15 protein-coding genes are annotated in these 14761 nt (G+C 65.9%); 2 read left to right on the top strand and 13 right to left on the bottom strand.

The genetic code is table 11. The features are described from left to right. Positions 1–107: 107 nt before the first annotated feature. Positions 108–1619, top strand: coding sequence for an ABC transporter substrate-binding protein (locus tag AC1RP5_RS27890; protein ID WP_493116067.1), 1512 nt, complete (start codon positions 108–110; stop codon positions 1617–1619). Positions 1620–1696: 77 nt separating this feature from the next. Beyond that, positions 1697–3211 carry an ABC transporter substrate-binding protein gene (locus tag AC1RP5_RS27895; protein WP_493116068.1) on the top strand — a complete coding sequence of 505 codons (1515 nt, stop codon included), beginning with the start codon at positions 1697–1699 and terminating at the stop codon, positions 3209–3211. A 6-nt stretch (positions 3212–3217) separates the two neighbouring features. Here the strand turns inward: AC1RP5_RS27895 and AC1RP5_RS27900 are convergent, their stop codons facing one another. From AC1RP5_RS27900 to apaG, 13 genes are all read right to left on the bottom strand, one after another. Continuing rightward, entirely contained in the window at positions 3218–3874 is a 657-nt protein-coding gene (locus tag AC1RP5_RS27900; RefSeq protein ID WP_493116069.1) for an FABP family protein, read from the bottom strand. A gap of 69 nt (positions 3875–3943) precedes the next feature. Beyond that, complete coding sequence (locus AC1RP5_RS27905; RefSeq protein ID WP_493116070.1) at positions 3944–4264, bottom strand: DUF2218 domain-containing protein; 321 nt, start codon at positions 4262–4264, stop codon at positions 3944–3946. Continuing rightward, positions 4261–4854 carry a PadR family transcriptional regulator gene (locus AC1RP5_RS27910; RefSeq protein ID WP_493116071.1) on the bottom strand — a complete coding sequence of 198 codons (594 nt, stop codon included), beginning with the start codon at positions 4852–4854 and terminating at the stop codon, positions 4261–4263. The genes AC1RP5_RS27905 and AC1RP5_RS27910 overlap by 4 nt, the downstream gene beginning before the upstream one ends. A gap of 116 nt (positions 4855–4970) precedes the next feature. Next, the gene (locus tag AC1RP5_RS27915) at positions 4971–5267 is read right to left on the bottom strand and encodes a hypothetical protein (protein WP_493116072.1); all 297 of its coding nucleotides are present in this window, start codon (positions 5265–5267) and stop codon (positions 4971–4973) included. 12 nt (positions 5268–5279) lie between these two features. After that, entirely contained in the window at positions 5280–8078 is a 2799-nt protein-coding gene (locus tag AC1RP5_RS27920) for an autotransporter outer membrane beta-barrel domain-containing protein (protein ID WP_493116073.1), read from the bottom strand. Between the two features lie 186 nt (positions 8079–8264). Then, on the bottom strand, positions 8265–9455 hold the full coding sequence (locus AC1RP5_RS27925) for a mandelate racemase/muconate lactonizing enzyme family protein (protein ID WP_493116074.1): 1191 nt from the start codon (positions 9453–9455) through the stop codon (positions 8265–8267). 59 nt (positions 9456–9514) lie between these two features. After that, a complete protein-coding gene (locus tag AC1RP5_RS27930; protein WP_493116075.1) occupies positions 9515–10474 on the bottom strand; it encodes an alpha/beta fold hydrolase in 960 nt (319 codons plus the stop codon). A 68-nt stretch (positions 10475–10542) separates the two neighbouring features. Further along, positions 10543–11172: a 2-dehydro-3-deoxy-6-phosphogalactonate aldolase gene (locus AC1RP5_RS27935; protein ID WP_493116076.1), complete on the bottom strand. Its 630-nt coding sequence runs from the start codon at positions 11170–11172 to the stop codon at positions 10543–10545. After that, on the bottom strand, positions 11169–12041 hold the full coding sequence (locus AC1RP5_RS27940; protein WP_493116077.1) for a 2-dehydro-3-deoxygalactonokinase: 873 nt from the start codon (positions 12039–12041) through the stop codon (positions 11169–11171). Before AC1RP5_RS27940 ends, AC1RP5_RS27935 begins: the two co-directional genes overlap by 4 nt. Positions 12042–12048: 7 nt before the next feature. Next, on the bottom strand, positions 12049–12492 hold the full coding sequence (locus AC1RP5_RS27945) for a hypothetical protein (RefSeq protein ID WP_493116078.1): 444 nt from the start codon (positions 12490–12492) through the stop codon (positions 12049–12051). A gap of 14 nt (positions 12493–12506) precedes the next feature. Beyond that, entirely contained in the window at positions 12507–13676 is a 1170-nt protein-coding gene (gene argE / locus AC1RP5_RS27950; protein WP_493116079.1) for an acetylornithine deacetylase, read from the bottom strand. 33 nt (positions 13677–13709) lie between these two features. Next, complete coding sequence (gene folE / locus AC1RP5_RS27955; protein WP_493116080.1) at positions 13710–14336, bottom strand: GTP cyclohydrolase I FolE; 627 nt, start codon at positions 14334–14336, stop codon at positions 13710–13712. A gap of 26 nt (positions 14337–14362) precedes the next feature. Next, a complete protein-coding gene (apaG, locus tag AC1RP5_RS27960; protein WP_493116081.1) occupies positions 14363–14755 on the bottom strand; it encodes a Co2+/Mg2+ efflux protein ApaG in 393 nt (130 codons plus the stop codon). Between the last annotated feature and the right edge of the window lie 6 nt (positions 14756–14761).

Genomic DNA, 14761 nt, shown 5'->3' on the forward strand with positions numbered 1-14761 from the left:
GCTCAGGACGACGGGCTTTTTCCAAGCAGCGCATCTTTCTTTAGAACGCTGTAGCCCCGTGGCATGCCGCATGCTGGAGTCTCCTGACAGTTAGGATGGGAGGCAGCATGCGGACGGTTCGGCACGCTCTTATGACATTGGCTCTCTGCGCGGCGGCAGGCACCGCCTCTGCGCAGGGCCACTTGCGGATCGGCATCGGTGACGATCCCGACGTGCTCGATCCGACGCTGTCGCGCACCTACACCGGCCGCATCGTCTTTGCCTCGATCTGCGACAAGCTGTTCGACATCGACGAGACTCTCGCGATCGTTCCCCAGCTTGCGCTCAGCCACGAGACCTCGGCCGACGGCAAGCAGGTCACGATCAAGCTGCGCCCCGGCGTGAAGTTCCATGACGGCGAGCCGCTCGACGCCGCCGCGGCCAAGTACAGCCTCGACCGTCATCTCACGATGAAGGGCTCCTACCGCAAGCCCGAGATCGGCATCGTCGACAGCGTCGACGTGGTCGATCCGCTCACCATAAGGCTGAACCTGAAGCAGCCCTTCTCGCCGCTGATCGCCCAGCTCACCGACCGGTCGGGCATGATCGTCTCGCCGAAGGCCGCCGAAGCGGCAGGCGACAAGTTCGGGCTGAAGCCGGTGTGCGCCGGCCCCTACAAGTTCGTCGAGCGGGTCCAGCAGGACCGGATCGTCGTCGAGAAGTTCGCCGACTACTGGAACAAGGACCAGGTCTTCATCGACAAGGTGACCTACCTGCCGATCGTCGACACCACCGTGCGCCTCGCCAACCTGCGCTCCGGCGGCATCGACCTCACCGAGCGCATCCTGGCGACCGACATCCCGACGGTGCGCGGCGATCCCAAGCTGAAGCTCGCCAACTCGGTGTCGCTGGCCTGGTTCGGCCTGATGATCAACCAGGACAACGGGCCGAAGTCGAACAACCCGCTGGGCAAGGACCCGCGGGTACGCAAGGCCTTCGAGCTGGCGCTCGATCGCGATGCCATCAACCAGGTCGTGTTCAACGGCGAGTTCGTGCCGGGCAACCAGTGGATCAGCCCGCAGAGCCCCTACTATCAGAAGGACTTCCCGATCCCGAAGCGGGACATCGCCAAGGCCAAGGCGCTGATGAAGGAAGCCGGCATCACCGGCAAGCTGACGCTCGACTACATGGTGAACAACGCGCCCGAGTCGCGCGCCATCGCCGAGGTCGTGCAGTCGCTGGTCGCGGAAGCCGGCTTCGACCTCAAGCTGCGCGTCGTCGAGGTGGCGACCGCGCTGAAGGCGGGCGAAGACGGCGACTTCCAGGTCTATGCGCTGACCTGGAGCGGCCGCAGCGATCCCGACGGCAATTCGGTGATCTATCAGACCTGCGGCGCGCCGCAGAACATGGCGAAGTATTGCGACAAGGAACTGGATGGCTGGCACCAGGAAGCCCGCGCCGCGACCGATCTGGAGGCGCGCAAGGCGGTCTATCGCAAGATCACCGAGCGCTTTCTCGACAAGGGCTGGATATTCTACCTCTACCATCCGCAGAATTTGGCGGCCCACACCGCCCGCCTCGAAGGCTTCCGGAAGGTGCCGGACGGGTTGCTGCGGGTGGTCGGCCTCAAGCTGAAGTAGCGCGCCTGTAGAATAGGAATCCACGCCGCTGGCACGGCGTGTGCACCATCTCCTCCGGGGACAGACCGGAGGGGATCATGGGATCGATCGCTCGCTGCTTCGTCGTGGCTGCCACTCTTTGTATGGCGGCGACCGCCGCCTCGGCGCAAAGCCATCTGCGCATCGGGCTCGGTGACGACCCTGACGTTCTCGACCCTACGCTGTCGCGGACCTACACGGCGCGCATCGTCTTCGCCTCGATCTGCGACAAGCTGTTCGACATCGACGAGAAGCTCGGCATCGTCCCGCAGCTTGCGCTGAGCCATGAGACCTCGGCCGACGGCAAGACGGTCATCGTGAAGCTCCGTCCGAATGTGAAATTCCATGACGGCGAAGTCTTCGACGCGGCGGCTGCCAAATACAGCCTCGACCGCCACCTCAACATGAAGAGCTCGTTCCGCAAGCCCGAGATCGGCACGATCGACACGGTGGAGGTCGTCGACCCGCTGACGATCAAGCTGAACCTGAAGCAGCCCTTCTCGCCGCTGCTGGCTCAGCTCACCGACCGCGCCGGCATGATGGTCTCCCCCAAGGCGGCCGAGGCGGCGGGCGACAAGTTCGGTTTGAAGCCGGTCTGTGCAGGTCCCTATAAGCTGGTCGAGCGGGTCCAGCAGGACCGCATCGTCGTCGAGAAGTTCGCCGACTACTGGAACAAGGACCAGGTGTTCATCGACAAGATCACCTACCTGCCGATCGTCGATGCGACCGTGCGGTTGGCCAACCTTCGTTCGGGCGGCCTCGACCTGATCGAGCGCGTGCTGGCCACCGACATCAAGACGGTGCGCGACACGCCGAAGCTCAAGCTCAGCAAGGCGGTGTCGCTGGGCTGGTTCGCCCTGTTCGCCAATGTCGCCAACGGTCCCAAGGCCGACACGCCCTTCGGCAAGGACCCGCGGGTGCGTCGCGCCTTCGATCTGGCAATCGATCGCGAGACCATCAACCAGGTCGTGTTCAACGGCGAATTCGTGCCGGGCAACCAGTGGGTCAGTCCGCAGAACCCCTACTACCAGCAGAAATTCCCGGTCCCGAAGCGCGACGTCGCCAAGGCGAAGGCACTGCTGAAGGAAGCCGGTGTCACCACGCCGCTCGTGCTCGACTTCATGGTGAGCAACACGCCCGAGACACGCGCCGTGGCCGAGGTCGTGCAGTCGATGGCGGCCGAGGCCGGCTTCGATCTGAAAATCCGCGTCACCGAAGTCGCCACCGCGCTGAAGCAGGGAGAGGACGGCAATTTCCAGGTCTACATGAACACCTGGAGCGGTCGCAGCGATCCCGACGGCAATTCGGTGATCTACCAGACCTGCGGCGCGCCGCAGAACATGGGCAAGTATTGCGACAAGGAGATCGACGGCTGGCACCAGGAAGCGCGCGCCACCACCGACCCCGCCGCGCGCAAGGCGATCTACGAGAAGATCGCCGCGAAGTTCCTGTCAGAAGGCTGGATCTTCTACCTCTATCACCCGCAGATCCTGATCGCGCACATCGACCGGCTCGAGGGCTACAAGCCCATGCCGGACGGGCTGGTGCGGGTGATCGGCCTGAAGCTGAAGTAGCAGTCGCTATTCGTCGTACTTGCCGGTCTTCAGCAGGCCGACCATCGGGTTCTCTGCCGGCGCCGCCACACGCCGCAAGGTGTTCGTGTCGCGATGGTTGAAGGCCGGGGTCTTGCCGCGCACCGCGAGATCGGTGCGCGTCACGTAGGACCAGGTGCCGTCATCGTTGAAGGTGATGTCGATGCGGTAATAGTCCGTGCGGAACGCTTCCTCGAGGAAGGTCGTCGAGCAGATGCCGAAGCGGGTATCGCCGCGCTTGGCCTCGACCGAGATGGTCTTGTCGCCCGGCTTCGCCGTGCCGCCCGCCAGCACGACCTGGCCGCGCGGGATGGCGATGGACTGCATGATCAGGCCGGTGGCCGGCTCGTACAACCAGTAACCGACCTGGTCGTGGAAGGTGATGGCTTCCTCGTCGGTGTTGATGTGGATGTGGTAGCGCAGGCCGTAAAGGAGCTGCGGCCCGTTGGGCTGCGGGTCGATCGGCTCCATCCGGATATGCTCACGGAAGTTGCGCTGCTCCGGCCCTTCCGCCTTCGGCGCGATATCGATGCCCTTGTCGGATTCCCATTCGCCCGCGAGGCGGGCCAGCGGTCCCAGGTTTGCCAGCGTATCCGGCGAAAAATCTTCGGGCTCGGTAAAGACGTCTTCCGGAATACTCGACATGGGATCCTCAGGGGCTGCACTCGCGCGGAATGTGCAGGTGCGCCCCCGGGATAACAAGCGCGCGGCTTGTCACGCGTCGCGCCAGTCGTAGGTGAGCGGCGCCTCGCGGAAGGCGAAGCGGTCGATGTGGCGCGCGACGGCGCCCTTCAACGCTTCGAGCTGTTCCGGCGCGCTGGCGTCGAGGCGACACTCCAGCCCATCGGCGTGGGCTTCGAGCAGGAGCGTCGCATCGCCCGGCCAGTCCGCGCCGCGGGCATTGCGCGGGAACACGACCCTGCCCTTCTCCGGCGTGAACTCGACCTCGAGATTGTGGCTCCAGTGCTTGCAGAGCTGCTGGAGGTAGCGGCTGCCGTTCTTGGTCGGCACGCGCGCGGTGCTGTGGGTGCTCATAAGCGTTCGATCTTCTGAACGGCCTCGTCGATGATCGCGACCGCGTCGTGGACCGTCTGCTTCTGCACGCCCTCGCGGCCGAGCCGATGGATCAGCGCCTCGCGCAGGCTGTTCATGGCACGGCGAACCGGCGCCGCATCGGTGCGCTCCTGCACGTTGGCGAGTTCCGCCAGCCGCGCGAACAGCGCGTCGACCTCGGCCTTGCGCTCGACGAGGTGGATCGTGCCGTCGGGCGTCACCGCGAAGGCTTTTCGCGCGCCGTCCGACTTGGTCTCGGCGATGTGGCCCATCTCGTCGAGCATCGTGAGCGTCGGATAGATCATGCCGGGGCTCGGCACGTAGCTGCCGCCGGTCAGTTCCTCGATGGCGCGGATCAGCTCGTAGCCGTGCCGCGGCTGGTCGGCGATCAGCTTGAGCAGCACGAGCCGCAGCTCGCCCGCGTCGAAGACCCGCCGCCGGCCGCGTCCGCCGCGACCCTCGCCCGCGTCGCCGTGCCAGTGATGGCCGGGACCGCCGAAGCCGCGCCGTCCAAAATGATGGCGGTGGCCGCGGCTCTCTTCGCCCCGGTGATGATGATGGAAAGCTCTCATTGTTTGCGTCCTGTTATGATTGAACATATCCAAGATATATCTTGATTGTTCTCAAATACAAGGCCCGCGAAATCAATTTCGGCTACAGATCCTAATTCCTATTTATAATCAGGCACTTACCGACGACCGGCGCGATTGACCGGACCGCCGCCGTTTACCGCCCCATCGACGCCGTCCCGCGTCACGCCGGCTCCGGGCGCGCCCACGCCGACACCGGGCGTCACGCCGACCCCAGGTGCGCCCGCACCCACGCCCGGGGTTACTCCGACACCGGGTGCACCGACGCCCGGACTGGCGGCCGGCGCCCAGACGCAGCCACGCGGCACGCCTTCCGCCCGGCAATAGACCTGGGCCTCAACCGAAGTCGCCGTCAGCATCAGACCAAGCGACAAGCCTGCAATCGTTCGAATCATTATGTCCTCCCCCTACCAGGTCATGCGCAAGCCGGCGCGCAGCGTTTGAGTGCTTGAAGACGCACCGAGCGCGCCTTGCCAGCCCGCGAACACCGCCACGCCATCGCTGACGGCATAGTCGACGGACAGGCCGAGCAGGATCGAATCGCGCGCGATCGCCGCGGTCGTGGTGGCGAACGGCACGCCGGGTGCGGCCACGAAAGCGGCCTGGGTCGTCGCGGCGATGTCGGCAAACTCATGCGTCCAGCCCAACAGGCCGCGAAGCGTCATCGACCGGTCGTCGCCAAGCGTGAGCGTGCGGCTCACCGGCAGGGTGAGCGCGCCGCGCAGGCTGGTCAGCGATTGTCCGTTGATCTGCTGCGCAAGCCCGTTGGCGTTCTGCTCGACTGTCGCGGGGCTCGACCATCCCGCAGCGGCAAAAGAGATCGTCGGCTCAACCTGCCAGCCACTGAAGGGCAGTCGCATGCCCGTGGCGACCTGGCCGCCCACGCCGTTCGTGACGAGGCTGTCGCGCGTCACGCTGTTCCACGCGCCGAGCGGACGCGTCATGGATCGATCGAAGCGCAGATAGGCCGCCTGGCCGCCGACGAAGAACGCTCCTGCCGCGTACTCGCCATAGACCATCGCCTGCAGCGCCGAGCCCAGCGCTGTCGCGCCATTGCCGGCAAAGGTGTTGGCGCTGCCGCCACCCACCGCGACACCGGCGACGACGCCCGGCGCCAGTTCCTTGTCGAGGCCGGCCATCACGCCGGTCAGCGACGACTGGAAGCCGGGCGCGGCGCCCGCGGCGACCTGCGTCCACTGGCCGAAGCCGGAGAGCCAAGCCGTCGTTCCGAGCGGACCCGCCACCGCAGTGGGCGCGGCATTCGGCAGGCCGGCGCAGGTCTGGCCGCAGCTTTCGGCGACGTTCGACACACCGCCCTGCGCTGCGCGGCGCGTGCCCAGTCGCTGCGTCACCTGATCGGCGAATCCATAAAAGCCCTGCCGCGCCGACAGCATCATGTCGCCATAGAGACTGGGCGAGAGCTGGTCGAGCGCTTGCGGGATCGACGAGGCCGGCAGGCTGTAAAGCGGCGCGAAGAGCGTCTGTGCAAGTCCGCTCAAGCGCAATCCGGCCGCAGGACGCAATGCATCGAGCGCTTGACCGACCGCCATCTGGCTGGACGTCTGCGGCAAGCCGGCGGCGCCGAGATTGCCGTAGGCGGCCGGCGTCACCACGAGCGAGACCGAGGACGGCGCGTAGAGAGCGTCGAAGCGCGTGCCGGCGGCGAGACCCACCGGCTGTACAAGGCCCGTGAAGCTTCCCTGCACGCCGCCTTCGGCTGCGACGACCAGAAACTGCTGGCCGATGCCGGGCGTGAAACTGTTGGTGGCCGAGCCCGTGATGTCGCGCAGCACCGGCTGCAGCGTGCCGCCAGCGGTGAAACTGTTGCCGGCGCCCGTCACCAGCACGCGGCTGAAATTGCCGGCGCCCGCGCCGGTGCCCATGCCATCGATGTCGAGCGAGAGCGCACTGCCCGGCAGCATGACGACCGGCGCGTTGAAGGTGAGCGTGCCCGGGCTGTTGCCCGGCGCCAGCGTGCCGCCGCTCTGCACCGTGGTGGCGCCGCTCACCGTGCCGGTGCCGCGCAACACGCCGTTGACCGAGACTGGCGAGACGATCGAGCCGTCGACCGAGAGCGTCGCACCGGTATCGATGGTGGTGAGCCCGGTGTAGGTGTTGGCGCCCGCGAAGGAGGCCCGTCCACCAGTGCCGCTGTTGGCGATGGTGAGATTGCCTGGCGTGCCCGGCACGGCATCCGACAACACGCCCGTAAACACCGCCGAGTTGCCGCGCAGATCGAGGCGGTTGGTCGACGAGCCGTCGACGATGAAATTCTGACCGAAGATCCCGCTCGCGTCGACCTGCAAGGTGCCGCCGGTGAAGGCCGGAATCACGGTCGAGCCGACATTGCTCAGGAAGTAGGTCTGACCGGTCGCGATGGTTGAGACCGGCATGATGTCGGCGACAGTAGGCGCACCGGTCGGTCCGGACAGGGTGTAGGCGCGCAACGCCATGTTGCCGGTCGTGGCGTCGCCGGTGATCAGTCCCGACAAGCTCTCCAGCGACGTGCCGCCGAACAACAGGCTGAACAGGACATTGCCCTCGGGCGTGATCGACCCCAGCACGGTGTAGTTGCCGACGGTGCTGTCGAGCGGCGCGGCGCCCACGCCCCAGTAGTAGCCGTTACTGTAGTTGGTGATCTTGAACGTGCCGGGAGTCGCGGTGCCGAACACCGTCGGGCTCGAGACCCGCCAGGTCGTGCCGGCGGTCCAGCGCCATTCCGGCGAGGTGATATCGGTGCTGACATACTGGGTGGGCGATGGCGGCGTGAAGACCAGGGGATTGTAGGGCGTCATGTAGGCCCAGTGGGTGATCAGCAGCGACGAGCCGGTGATCATCTGCATTTCCATCAACGGCACGCCGCCGATCTCGCGCATCTGGCCGATGCCGATGACGGTCGGGCTATCGGGCGAACTGAAGGAAATCCTGATCTGGCCCGACTCGGTGACGATGCCTTGCATCGAGGAGCTGCCGGGCGGGGTCACCAATCCCCCGATCGCGAAGCTCACCAGGCTTTGCCCGGTGAAGACGCCGTTGGTCGCGGTGCCGAGCGCCCACAAAGTCTGGTCGCCGATCGGAACCGGGTTGATGGTCGTGCTGCTGCTGCCGGTGGCGTAGGCGACCAGGCCGGGAACCGGAACGTACCAGTTCGAGTTCGAGAGAATGGCGTCCCAGCGCGAGTCCTGCGCCGATGCGGGCGTCGCCATCGACACGATGGCGACGGCGAGAACCGCCAGTTTTCGTGCTCGCCCCCTCTTCGGTAGCGCGCCACGACGGCGTCTTCCGCGATGCGGCGCGCGCAAATGCAATCCCTTCCCCCCGAGTCAGCGGCGCCGAGTTGGCCTCACATACTATGCGTTGGCAACACGGAAAGCGGGAATGTCGTGTAACTATTATTGCGAAACGACGTAGGTCTTGGGTGGATGACGGCGCATCGCCGCCTCGTTCGGCTCGACGCCCCAGCCCGGTCCCTTGGGCAGGATGTAGTCGCCGTTCTCGAAGACCGGCGGGTTGTCGACGATCTCGTCGCGCCACGGCACGCCGTCGATGTCGATCTCCATGATGCGGAAGTTCGGCACGGCGGCGCAGAAATGCGCCGAGATGGCGCTGGCGAGATGGCCGTAGAAATTGTGCGGCGCCACGTTCACCTCGTAGACGTCGGCCATCGCCGCGATCTTCAGCGACTCGGCGAAGCCGTTCCAGATCACGTCGACGATGGCGGTGTCGAAGGCATAGGCCTCGAGGTAGGGACGGAAGTCGCGGCGCTCCAGCAAGGTCTCGCCCGAGGCGATCGGGCACGGCGCATCGCGGCGGATCATCGCGATCGACTTCGGATCGTGGATGTCGAGCTCGAGCCAGGTGAGACCGGCCGGTCCCACCGCGTCGGCGATGCGCTTGAAGCCTTCGGTGCGGAAATGGAAGTTGGTGTCGAGCATGAGGCCGACATCGGGCCCGATGCCGGCGCGGAACGCCTCGACGGTCTTGGCGGCACTGCGCGCGATGAAGGCGTCCCAGTTGCGCTCGGGGAAGCCCTTGCCGACGACGAAACCGGGACGATAGGCGCGCAGCTTGCCGTCGACTTCCATCGCGATATTGGTCTTGCAGGCGGTAAAACCCTTCTTGCGCACCTCCTCGCCGGTGCGCATGAAATCGTCGTAGGTGCGCACCGCGGGCGTGCCGCAGATGTCGGGATTGCGCATGCGGTAGGAACCGCAATGCGACCAGTAGACGGGGATGCGGTCGCGCAGCTTGCCGCCCAGCAGCTGATAGACCGGCACGCCCAGCGCCTTGCCCTTGATGTCGAGCAGTGCGTTCTCGATGGCGGCGATCGCCTGCCGCACCACGCTGCCGCGCGACTGCGTCGACTTGGTGCCGAGCACGGCGTTCACCAGCTCGATGTCCATCGGGTCCATGCCGATCACGTTCGGCATCAGGTTCTCGATGACGCCCGTGAGGCCCGGGCTGCCGAAGCTCTCATTGTATTCGGACCAGCCGATCGGGCCGGTATCGGTCACCAGCTTGAGGAAGGAGAAGAGACGCCAGCCCGCGTCGCAGCGGAAAATCTCGTAGCTCTTGATCTTCATTGTCGTCTCCCCCGGACCGTTGCCGTCGCGCGAGTGTATCGCGCGACTGGCGGCGCGTCCTACGGCCTCATCATCCCAGCCAGCGCATCGCGAACCCCGGGCGACCGCCGGTAATACTGGTGCGATCCCTGGAAGTCGGCGACGTAGTCGGTGAAGCCGCTGCAATCGAACATGCGATAGGTGGCGGCTGGAAAGTGGCCGGCATCGTTGCGATCACGCGGCCCGTCCTGGCCCAGGCGCTTCGAGCCGTTCAGCGTTTCGCTCAGGATATCGAGCACCTTGTCGCCCCGGTTGTAGAGGATCGAGATACGCCGCGCGAGACGGCTGAGGGCGCTCAGCCGACCGAAGGGCCCGAAGTCGAAGGTCGTGTCGATCTCGTCGGGCGCGGCCAGGAACACCTCGTCAAACATCGAAGCATCGCCGTTGCCGTGTATGAACCAGCTTTCGACGGCGGCCTGCAGCGCCCAGTTGCCCATGCTGTGGGCCAGCAGGAAAGTACGCCGTCCATTCGCGCGCGCCGCTTCGAGGATCGGCAGGAGATTGGCGAGAAAGCTCATGAGATGGATGCCCGACTGGCCGGCCGTGGTCTGGTCCCAGCGATAGGCGAAGGACGGGAACGGCGGCAGGAGCACCTCTCCCCGCGACGGCCAGCTGAAGGCAACCACGGTGGTATCGGCTTCGCTGGCGCCCGATTGCGCCAGCCATTCGCGATTGAAGGCGGCGCGCGTGATCGCGTTCTCGAAGCTGTTGGCGAAGCCGTGGATGAACACGAGGATGTTGCGGTTGCCCATCGACAGGTCGTCGATGGCCGCCTGGCTAAAACCGCCCTGGGTGATGTCCTGGATCGACCTGATCGCGCCGACCGTGTCGGCGGTGAGGTTCGCGCTGTCGACGAAGGCCGTCGCGTAGGTCACTTCCTGCGGCTTCGCGGGCGAGACGATGTTGAAGGTGTAACTGCCCGGACGATCCTGCGGATGGTTGATGGTGCGGTTGGTCGCAAAGTAGACAGTTGTGGTCATGAGCTGCCCTCCCTCGAGGGCAGACTAACGTGCACCGTCGCGATCTTTCTACCGGAGAGTGTGCAGACCTAACCGCGCCGCAGGGCCGATACGATGGACGCCGCCTTGGCGCGGACCGTCATGGCATCGTCACCTGGCTTGTAGAGCGACGAGCCGAGACCGAAGCCCGCCGCGCCGGCCGCGCGCCAGGCGCCCATATTGTCCGCGCCGATGCCGCCGACCGGGATCAGCTTCGTGCCTCTGGGCAGTACCGCCAGCATTGCCTTCACGACGGCGGGGGAAGCCAGTTCGGCGGGAAAAAGTTTTAGCCCATGGGCGCCCGCGCCCAGGGCGGCGAAGGCTTCGGTGGGCGTCATGATGCCGGGCATGCTCACCATCCCGAGCCGCACCGTCTCCTCGACGACGGCGCGATCGAAGTTCGGCGCCACGATCAGCTCGCCACCGGCCGACGCCACCTCGCGCACCTCGGCGGCCGTCAGCACCGTTCCCGCGCCGATCACCGCGTCGGGAAAGCGCTTGCGCAAGGCGGCGATGCTGTCGAGCGGCCGAGGCGAGTTGAGCGGTACCTCGATCAGGCGAAAACCCGCCTCGACCAGTACGTCGCCAATCGCCGGCGCCTCTTCGGGCTTCAGCCCGCGCAGGATGGCGACGAGGGGCAGCGCCTGCAGCGCGGCCCGGAACCTGTCGACGGTGGTCATTCGTGCAGAGCTCTCAAGCCGGCCCATGTCGCCTCGGCGCCGAAGCGGTGTACCCGCGCACCTGCCGGTCCGAGAGCCAGCGCATAGCGGGCCGTGAGTGCCGGTGCGCCGATCGCGATCACGTCGCGGCCGGGCGGCAGCTCCTGCGCTAAAAGCTCCTCGCCGATCAGCAGGCCCGAGAGATAGCTCGTCGACTGGGCCGGCGACAGGCGGTTGAACAGGCTGAGTGCGCGGGCGCCGAACGCGTTGTGCAGCAGGCCCTCACCTTCGCCGGCCCGCGTCACACCGCGCAGGAACATCGCCTCGTCGAGCGGTGCATCGGCGTCGAGGGTTCGCGCCAGGATCGAATGCTGGCTGAGCAGCCCGTAGAACTCGCCCGTCATATAGGTGCGGAAGCCGGTGACCCGGCCGCCTGCGACCGTGGCCCACTTGCTGTGCGTGCCCGGCAACACGAACAGCCCGTCGGTGAGACCCGCCAGCCGCATCGCACCGAAGATCTGCACTTCCTCGCCACGCATCACGTCGGGAACCTCGCCCTGCTCGACGCTGAGGCCGGGCACGAGCGCGATCCGGCCCGGCTCGATCCAGTGCAGGTGACGCTTGAGTTCCTCGGGTCCGGCCGGGCACGCCGCATAGGGCGCCTCGACCCAGCCCTGCCGGCTGCCGGCCATGCCCGAGATCAGGCAGACGCTGCCGGCCGGCTTCATCCACTCGGAAAACAGAGACGCGAATACGCCCGCGAAATCGCCGTTCGGGACGTTGAGAATCCCGAGCGGCGCGCTCTTCTCCTCGATCACGCCGCCCGCCGCATCAAGGCGGGCGCCGCGCAGCGAGCTCGTGCCCCAGTCAACGGCGATCAGGTGCGGCACGAACAACTCATCTGTTGACGAAAGATGCGTAGATCCGGACGGCAATCTGATGTTGTGGCGTCAGATAGGGATACCTGATCGCGACCATCCGCTTCACGACATCATCCTCGTCGCGAATCCGACCGCATCTCACGTCATCATCCCATCGCGCGACAGTCCACCTGATCTCGTCGCACTTGGCCTCCAACGCAGAATAGCTGGAGCGATCCACATCGGGGATCACCGCAGGCCACAGCTTGTCGACGGGACCGGACCTTCCGAACTTGCTGTACGCCTCGAAGGCCCGATCGAACTGATCTGGCGTCACGACGGTGAGCTCGTCCGGAATGAGTTTGCCGGGATCGTCGACGATCGGCGGCGCCGGCCGCGCCGGCTGCATCGAAGGTCCTGCCCACGGGCCGGGGCCGATCAGGCGTTCGGCCATCTCCCACGGACCAGGAACCTTCGCCATCGGCCTCTCCAAGCCTAGTCCCGGCAGGACCACTCGAGCATGCGCTTCATGAACTCCTCGCCGGCATCGATCTGGGAGGCCAGGATGAATTCGTTGGGCTGGTGCGCCTGGGCGATGTCGCCGGGGCCGCAGACGACCGTCGGCACGCCCAGCACCTTGCGGAAGATGCCGGCCTCGGTGGCATAGACCACCGCGCCGACCGTGTTGGAACCGGACCAGCTTCCCGCCAGCGTCTTGGCGTCGTCGTTGCCCTCGGGCGAGAAGGCGGGCGTCGAGGAGCGCAGCTCGGTCTCGATCGCGGCCGCCGGGTGCTTGGCCTTCATCTTGGGCAGCAGCACTTCCTTCAGCCACTTCTTGGCGCGCTCGCCCAGTTCGTCCATCGGCCGGGTCGGCAGCTCGCGATAGCCCCACAGGACCTCGCATTCGCGGGCGAGGATGTTGCCCGCCGTGCCGCCGATGATGGTGCCGACGTTGAAGGTCGCGGCGGCCGGCATGAACTCGCTGTCCTTGGGCGCGGCGGCCTCGAGTTCTTCCTGCACCGTGTTGAGGTAGTGCACGAACTCGCCGGCGAAATGGATGGCGCTGACGCCGAGATGGGTCATCGAGGAGTGCGCCTCGAAGCCGGTGAACTTGGTGACGTAGCTCTGGCTGCCCTTGTGGGCATGCACGACCGTCATCATGGTCGGCTCGCCGATGATGATGACGCGCGGCTTCGGCACTTCGCTCGCCATGCGCGCGGCCAGCGAATGCGCACCGAAGCAGCCGATCTCCTCGTCGTAGGACAGGGCGAAGTGGATCGGCTTCTTGAGCGGCGCCTTCAGGAACTCCGGCAGCATGGCGAGGCCGATGGCGTAGAATGCCTTCATGTCGCAGGTGCCGCGGCCGTAATACTTGCCGTCCTTGAGGGTGAGCGTCCAAGGGTCGGTGACCCAGGGCTGACCATCGACCGGCACCACGTCGGTGTGACCCGACAGGACGACACCGCCCGGCACGTTGGGGCCGATGGTGGCGAAGAGATTGGCCTTCGAGCCATCCTCGTTGGGCACCAGCTTCGACTCGATGCCGTGGCCCTTCAGGTAGCCCTGCACATACTCGATCAGGGCGAGGTTGGAGTAGCGCGAGGTGGTGTCGAAGGCCACGAGCTTGCGCAGCATTTCGACGGAACTGATGATCTCTCCGGCCATGATGTCCTTGTCTTACTCGAAAGTCGTTGTGCCCTAGATGGACGTGCGACCAATCATGGTGAGGAATTCGCGCCGTGTCTCGCCATTGTCGCGGAAAGCCCCCAGCATACGGCTGGTCACCATGGTTACGTCGGATTTGTGAACGCCGCGTGTCGTCATGCACTGGTGCGCCGCCTCGATGACGACGGCCACGCCGCGCGGCTGCAGCACTTCCTGAAGTGTGTTTGCGATCTGCGCCGTCAGCTTCTCCTGGATCTGCAGGCGATGGGCGAAGGCGTCGACCACGCGGGCGAGCTTGCTGATGCCCACGACGCGCTTGTCGGGCAGGTAGCCGACATGGACCTTGCCGATGATCGGCACCATGTGGTGCTCGCAATGCGACTCCAGCCGGATGTCGCGCAGCGCCACGACCTCGTCGTAGCCCTCGACCTCCTCGAAGGTCCGCTGCAGCATGTCGCGCGGATCCTGGTCGTAGCCCGCGAAGAATTCCTCGTAGGAGCGGACGACGCGATCGGGCGTGCCGGCCAGTCCCTCGCGGGCAGGATCGTCACCGGACCAGCGGATCAGCGTGCGCACGGCGGCCTCGGCTTCCTCGCGCGACGGACGGGGCAGGCCGGTGGCGAGCGACGCCATCCCGCTCGGCTTCGCCATCTTGTTCATTGTCTCTCTCCCTTGATCCGCATCGCCTAGTTCAGGCTGCGCTGCGCCGTCGGCGTGTCCAACGAGAAGGTCGGAATCTCGATGTCGAACTTCACGCCCGCTTCGTCCACCATCTGGTAAGTGCCGCCCATGATGCCGGATGGCGTGGAGAGCGGTGTGCCGGAAGTGTACTCGAACATCTCACCGGGGCGCAGCAACGGTGTCTTGCCGACGACACCCGGGCCCTTCACTTCCTGGAGGCGGCCGAGACCGTCGGTGATCTTCCAATGGCGGCTGCGCAACTGCACTGCGACATCGCTCTTGTTCTCGATGCGCACCTTGTAGGACCAGACGAATTGCGATTTCGCCGGCTCCGACTGGTCGGGCAGATATTGCGGTTCAACCGTCACCTGGATGGCACGGGTGGTGGCTTTGTACATGCTCGT

It is taken from the genome of Reyranella sp. GW821-FHT12G01 (assembly GCF_058806575.1).

Coding starts and splice junctions, on each gene's coding strand:
- AC1RP5_RS27890 (WP_493116067.1), top strand. CDS start 108: ATGCGGACGGTTCGGCACGCTCTTATGACATTGGCTCTCTGCGCGGCG.
- AC1RP5_RS27895 (WP_493116068.1), top strand. CDS start 1,697: ATGGGATCGATCGCTCGCTGCTTCGTCGTGGCTGCCACTCTTTGTATG.
- AC1RP5_RS27900 (WP_493116069.1), bottom strand. CDS start 3,874: ATGTCGAGTATTCCGGAAGACGTCTTTACCGAGCCCGAAGATTTTTCG.
- AC1RP5_RS27905 (WP_493116070.1), bottom strand. CDS start 4,264: ATGAGCACCCACAGCACCGCGCGCGTGCCGACCAAGAACGGCAGCCGC.
- AC1RP5_RS27910 (WP_493116071.1), bottom strand. CDS start 4,854: ATGAGAGCTTTCCATCATCATCACCGGGGCGAAGAGAGCCGCGGCCAC.
- AC1RP5_RS27915 (WP_493116072.1), bottom strand. CDS start 5,267: ATGATTCGAACGATTGCAGGCTTGTCGCTTGGTCTGATGCTGACGGCG.
- AC1RP5_RS27920 (WP_493116073.1), bottom strand. CDS start 8,078: ATGGCGACGCCCGCATCGGCGCAGGACTCGCGCTGGGACGCCATTCTC.
- AC1RP5_RS27925 (WP_493116074.1), bottom strand. CDS start 9,455: ATGAAGATCAAGAGCTACGAGATTTTCCGCTGCGACGCGGGCTGGCGT.
- AC1RP5_RS27930 (WP_493116075.1), bottom strand. CDS start 10,474: ATGACCACAACTGTCTACTTTGCGACCAACCGCACCATCAACCATCCG.
- AC1RP5_RS27935 (WP_493116076.1), bottom strand. CDS start 11,172: ATGACCACCGTCGACAGGTTCCGGGCCGCGCTGCAGGCGCTGCCCCTC.
- AC1RP5_RS27945 (WP_493116078.1), bottom strand. CDS start 12,492: ATGGCGAAGGTTCCTGGTCCGTGGGAGATGGCCGAACGCCTGATCGGC.
- argE (WP_493116079.1), bottom strand. CDS start 13,676: ATGGCCGGAGAGATCATCAGTTCCGTCGAAATGCTGCGCAAGCTCGTG.
- folE (WP_493116080.1), bottom strand. CDS start 14,336: ATGAACAAGATGGCGAAGCCGAGCGGGATGGCGTCGCTCGCCACCGGC.
- apaG (WP_493116081.1), bottom strand. CDS start 14,755: ATGTACAAAGCCACCACCCGTGCCATCCAGGTGACGGTTGAACCGCAA.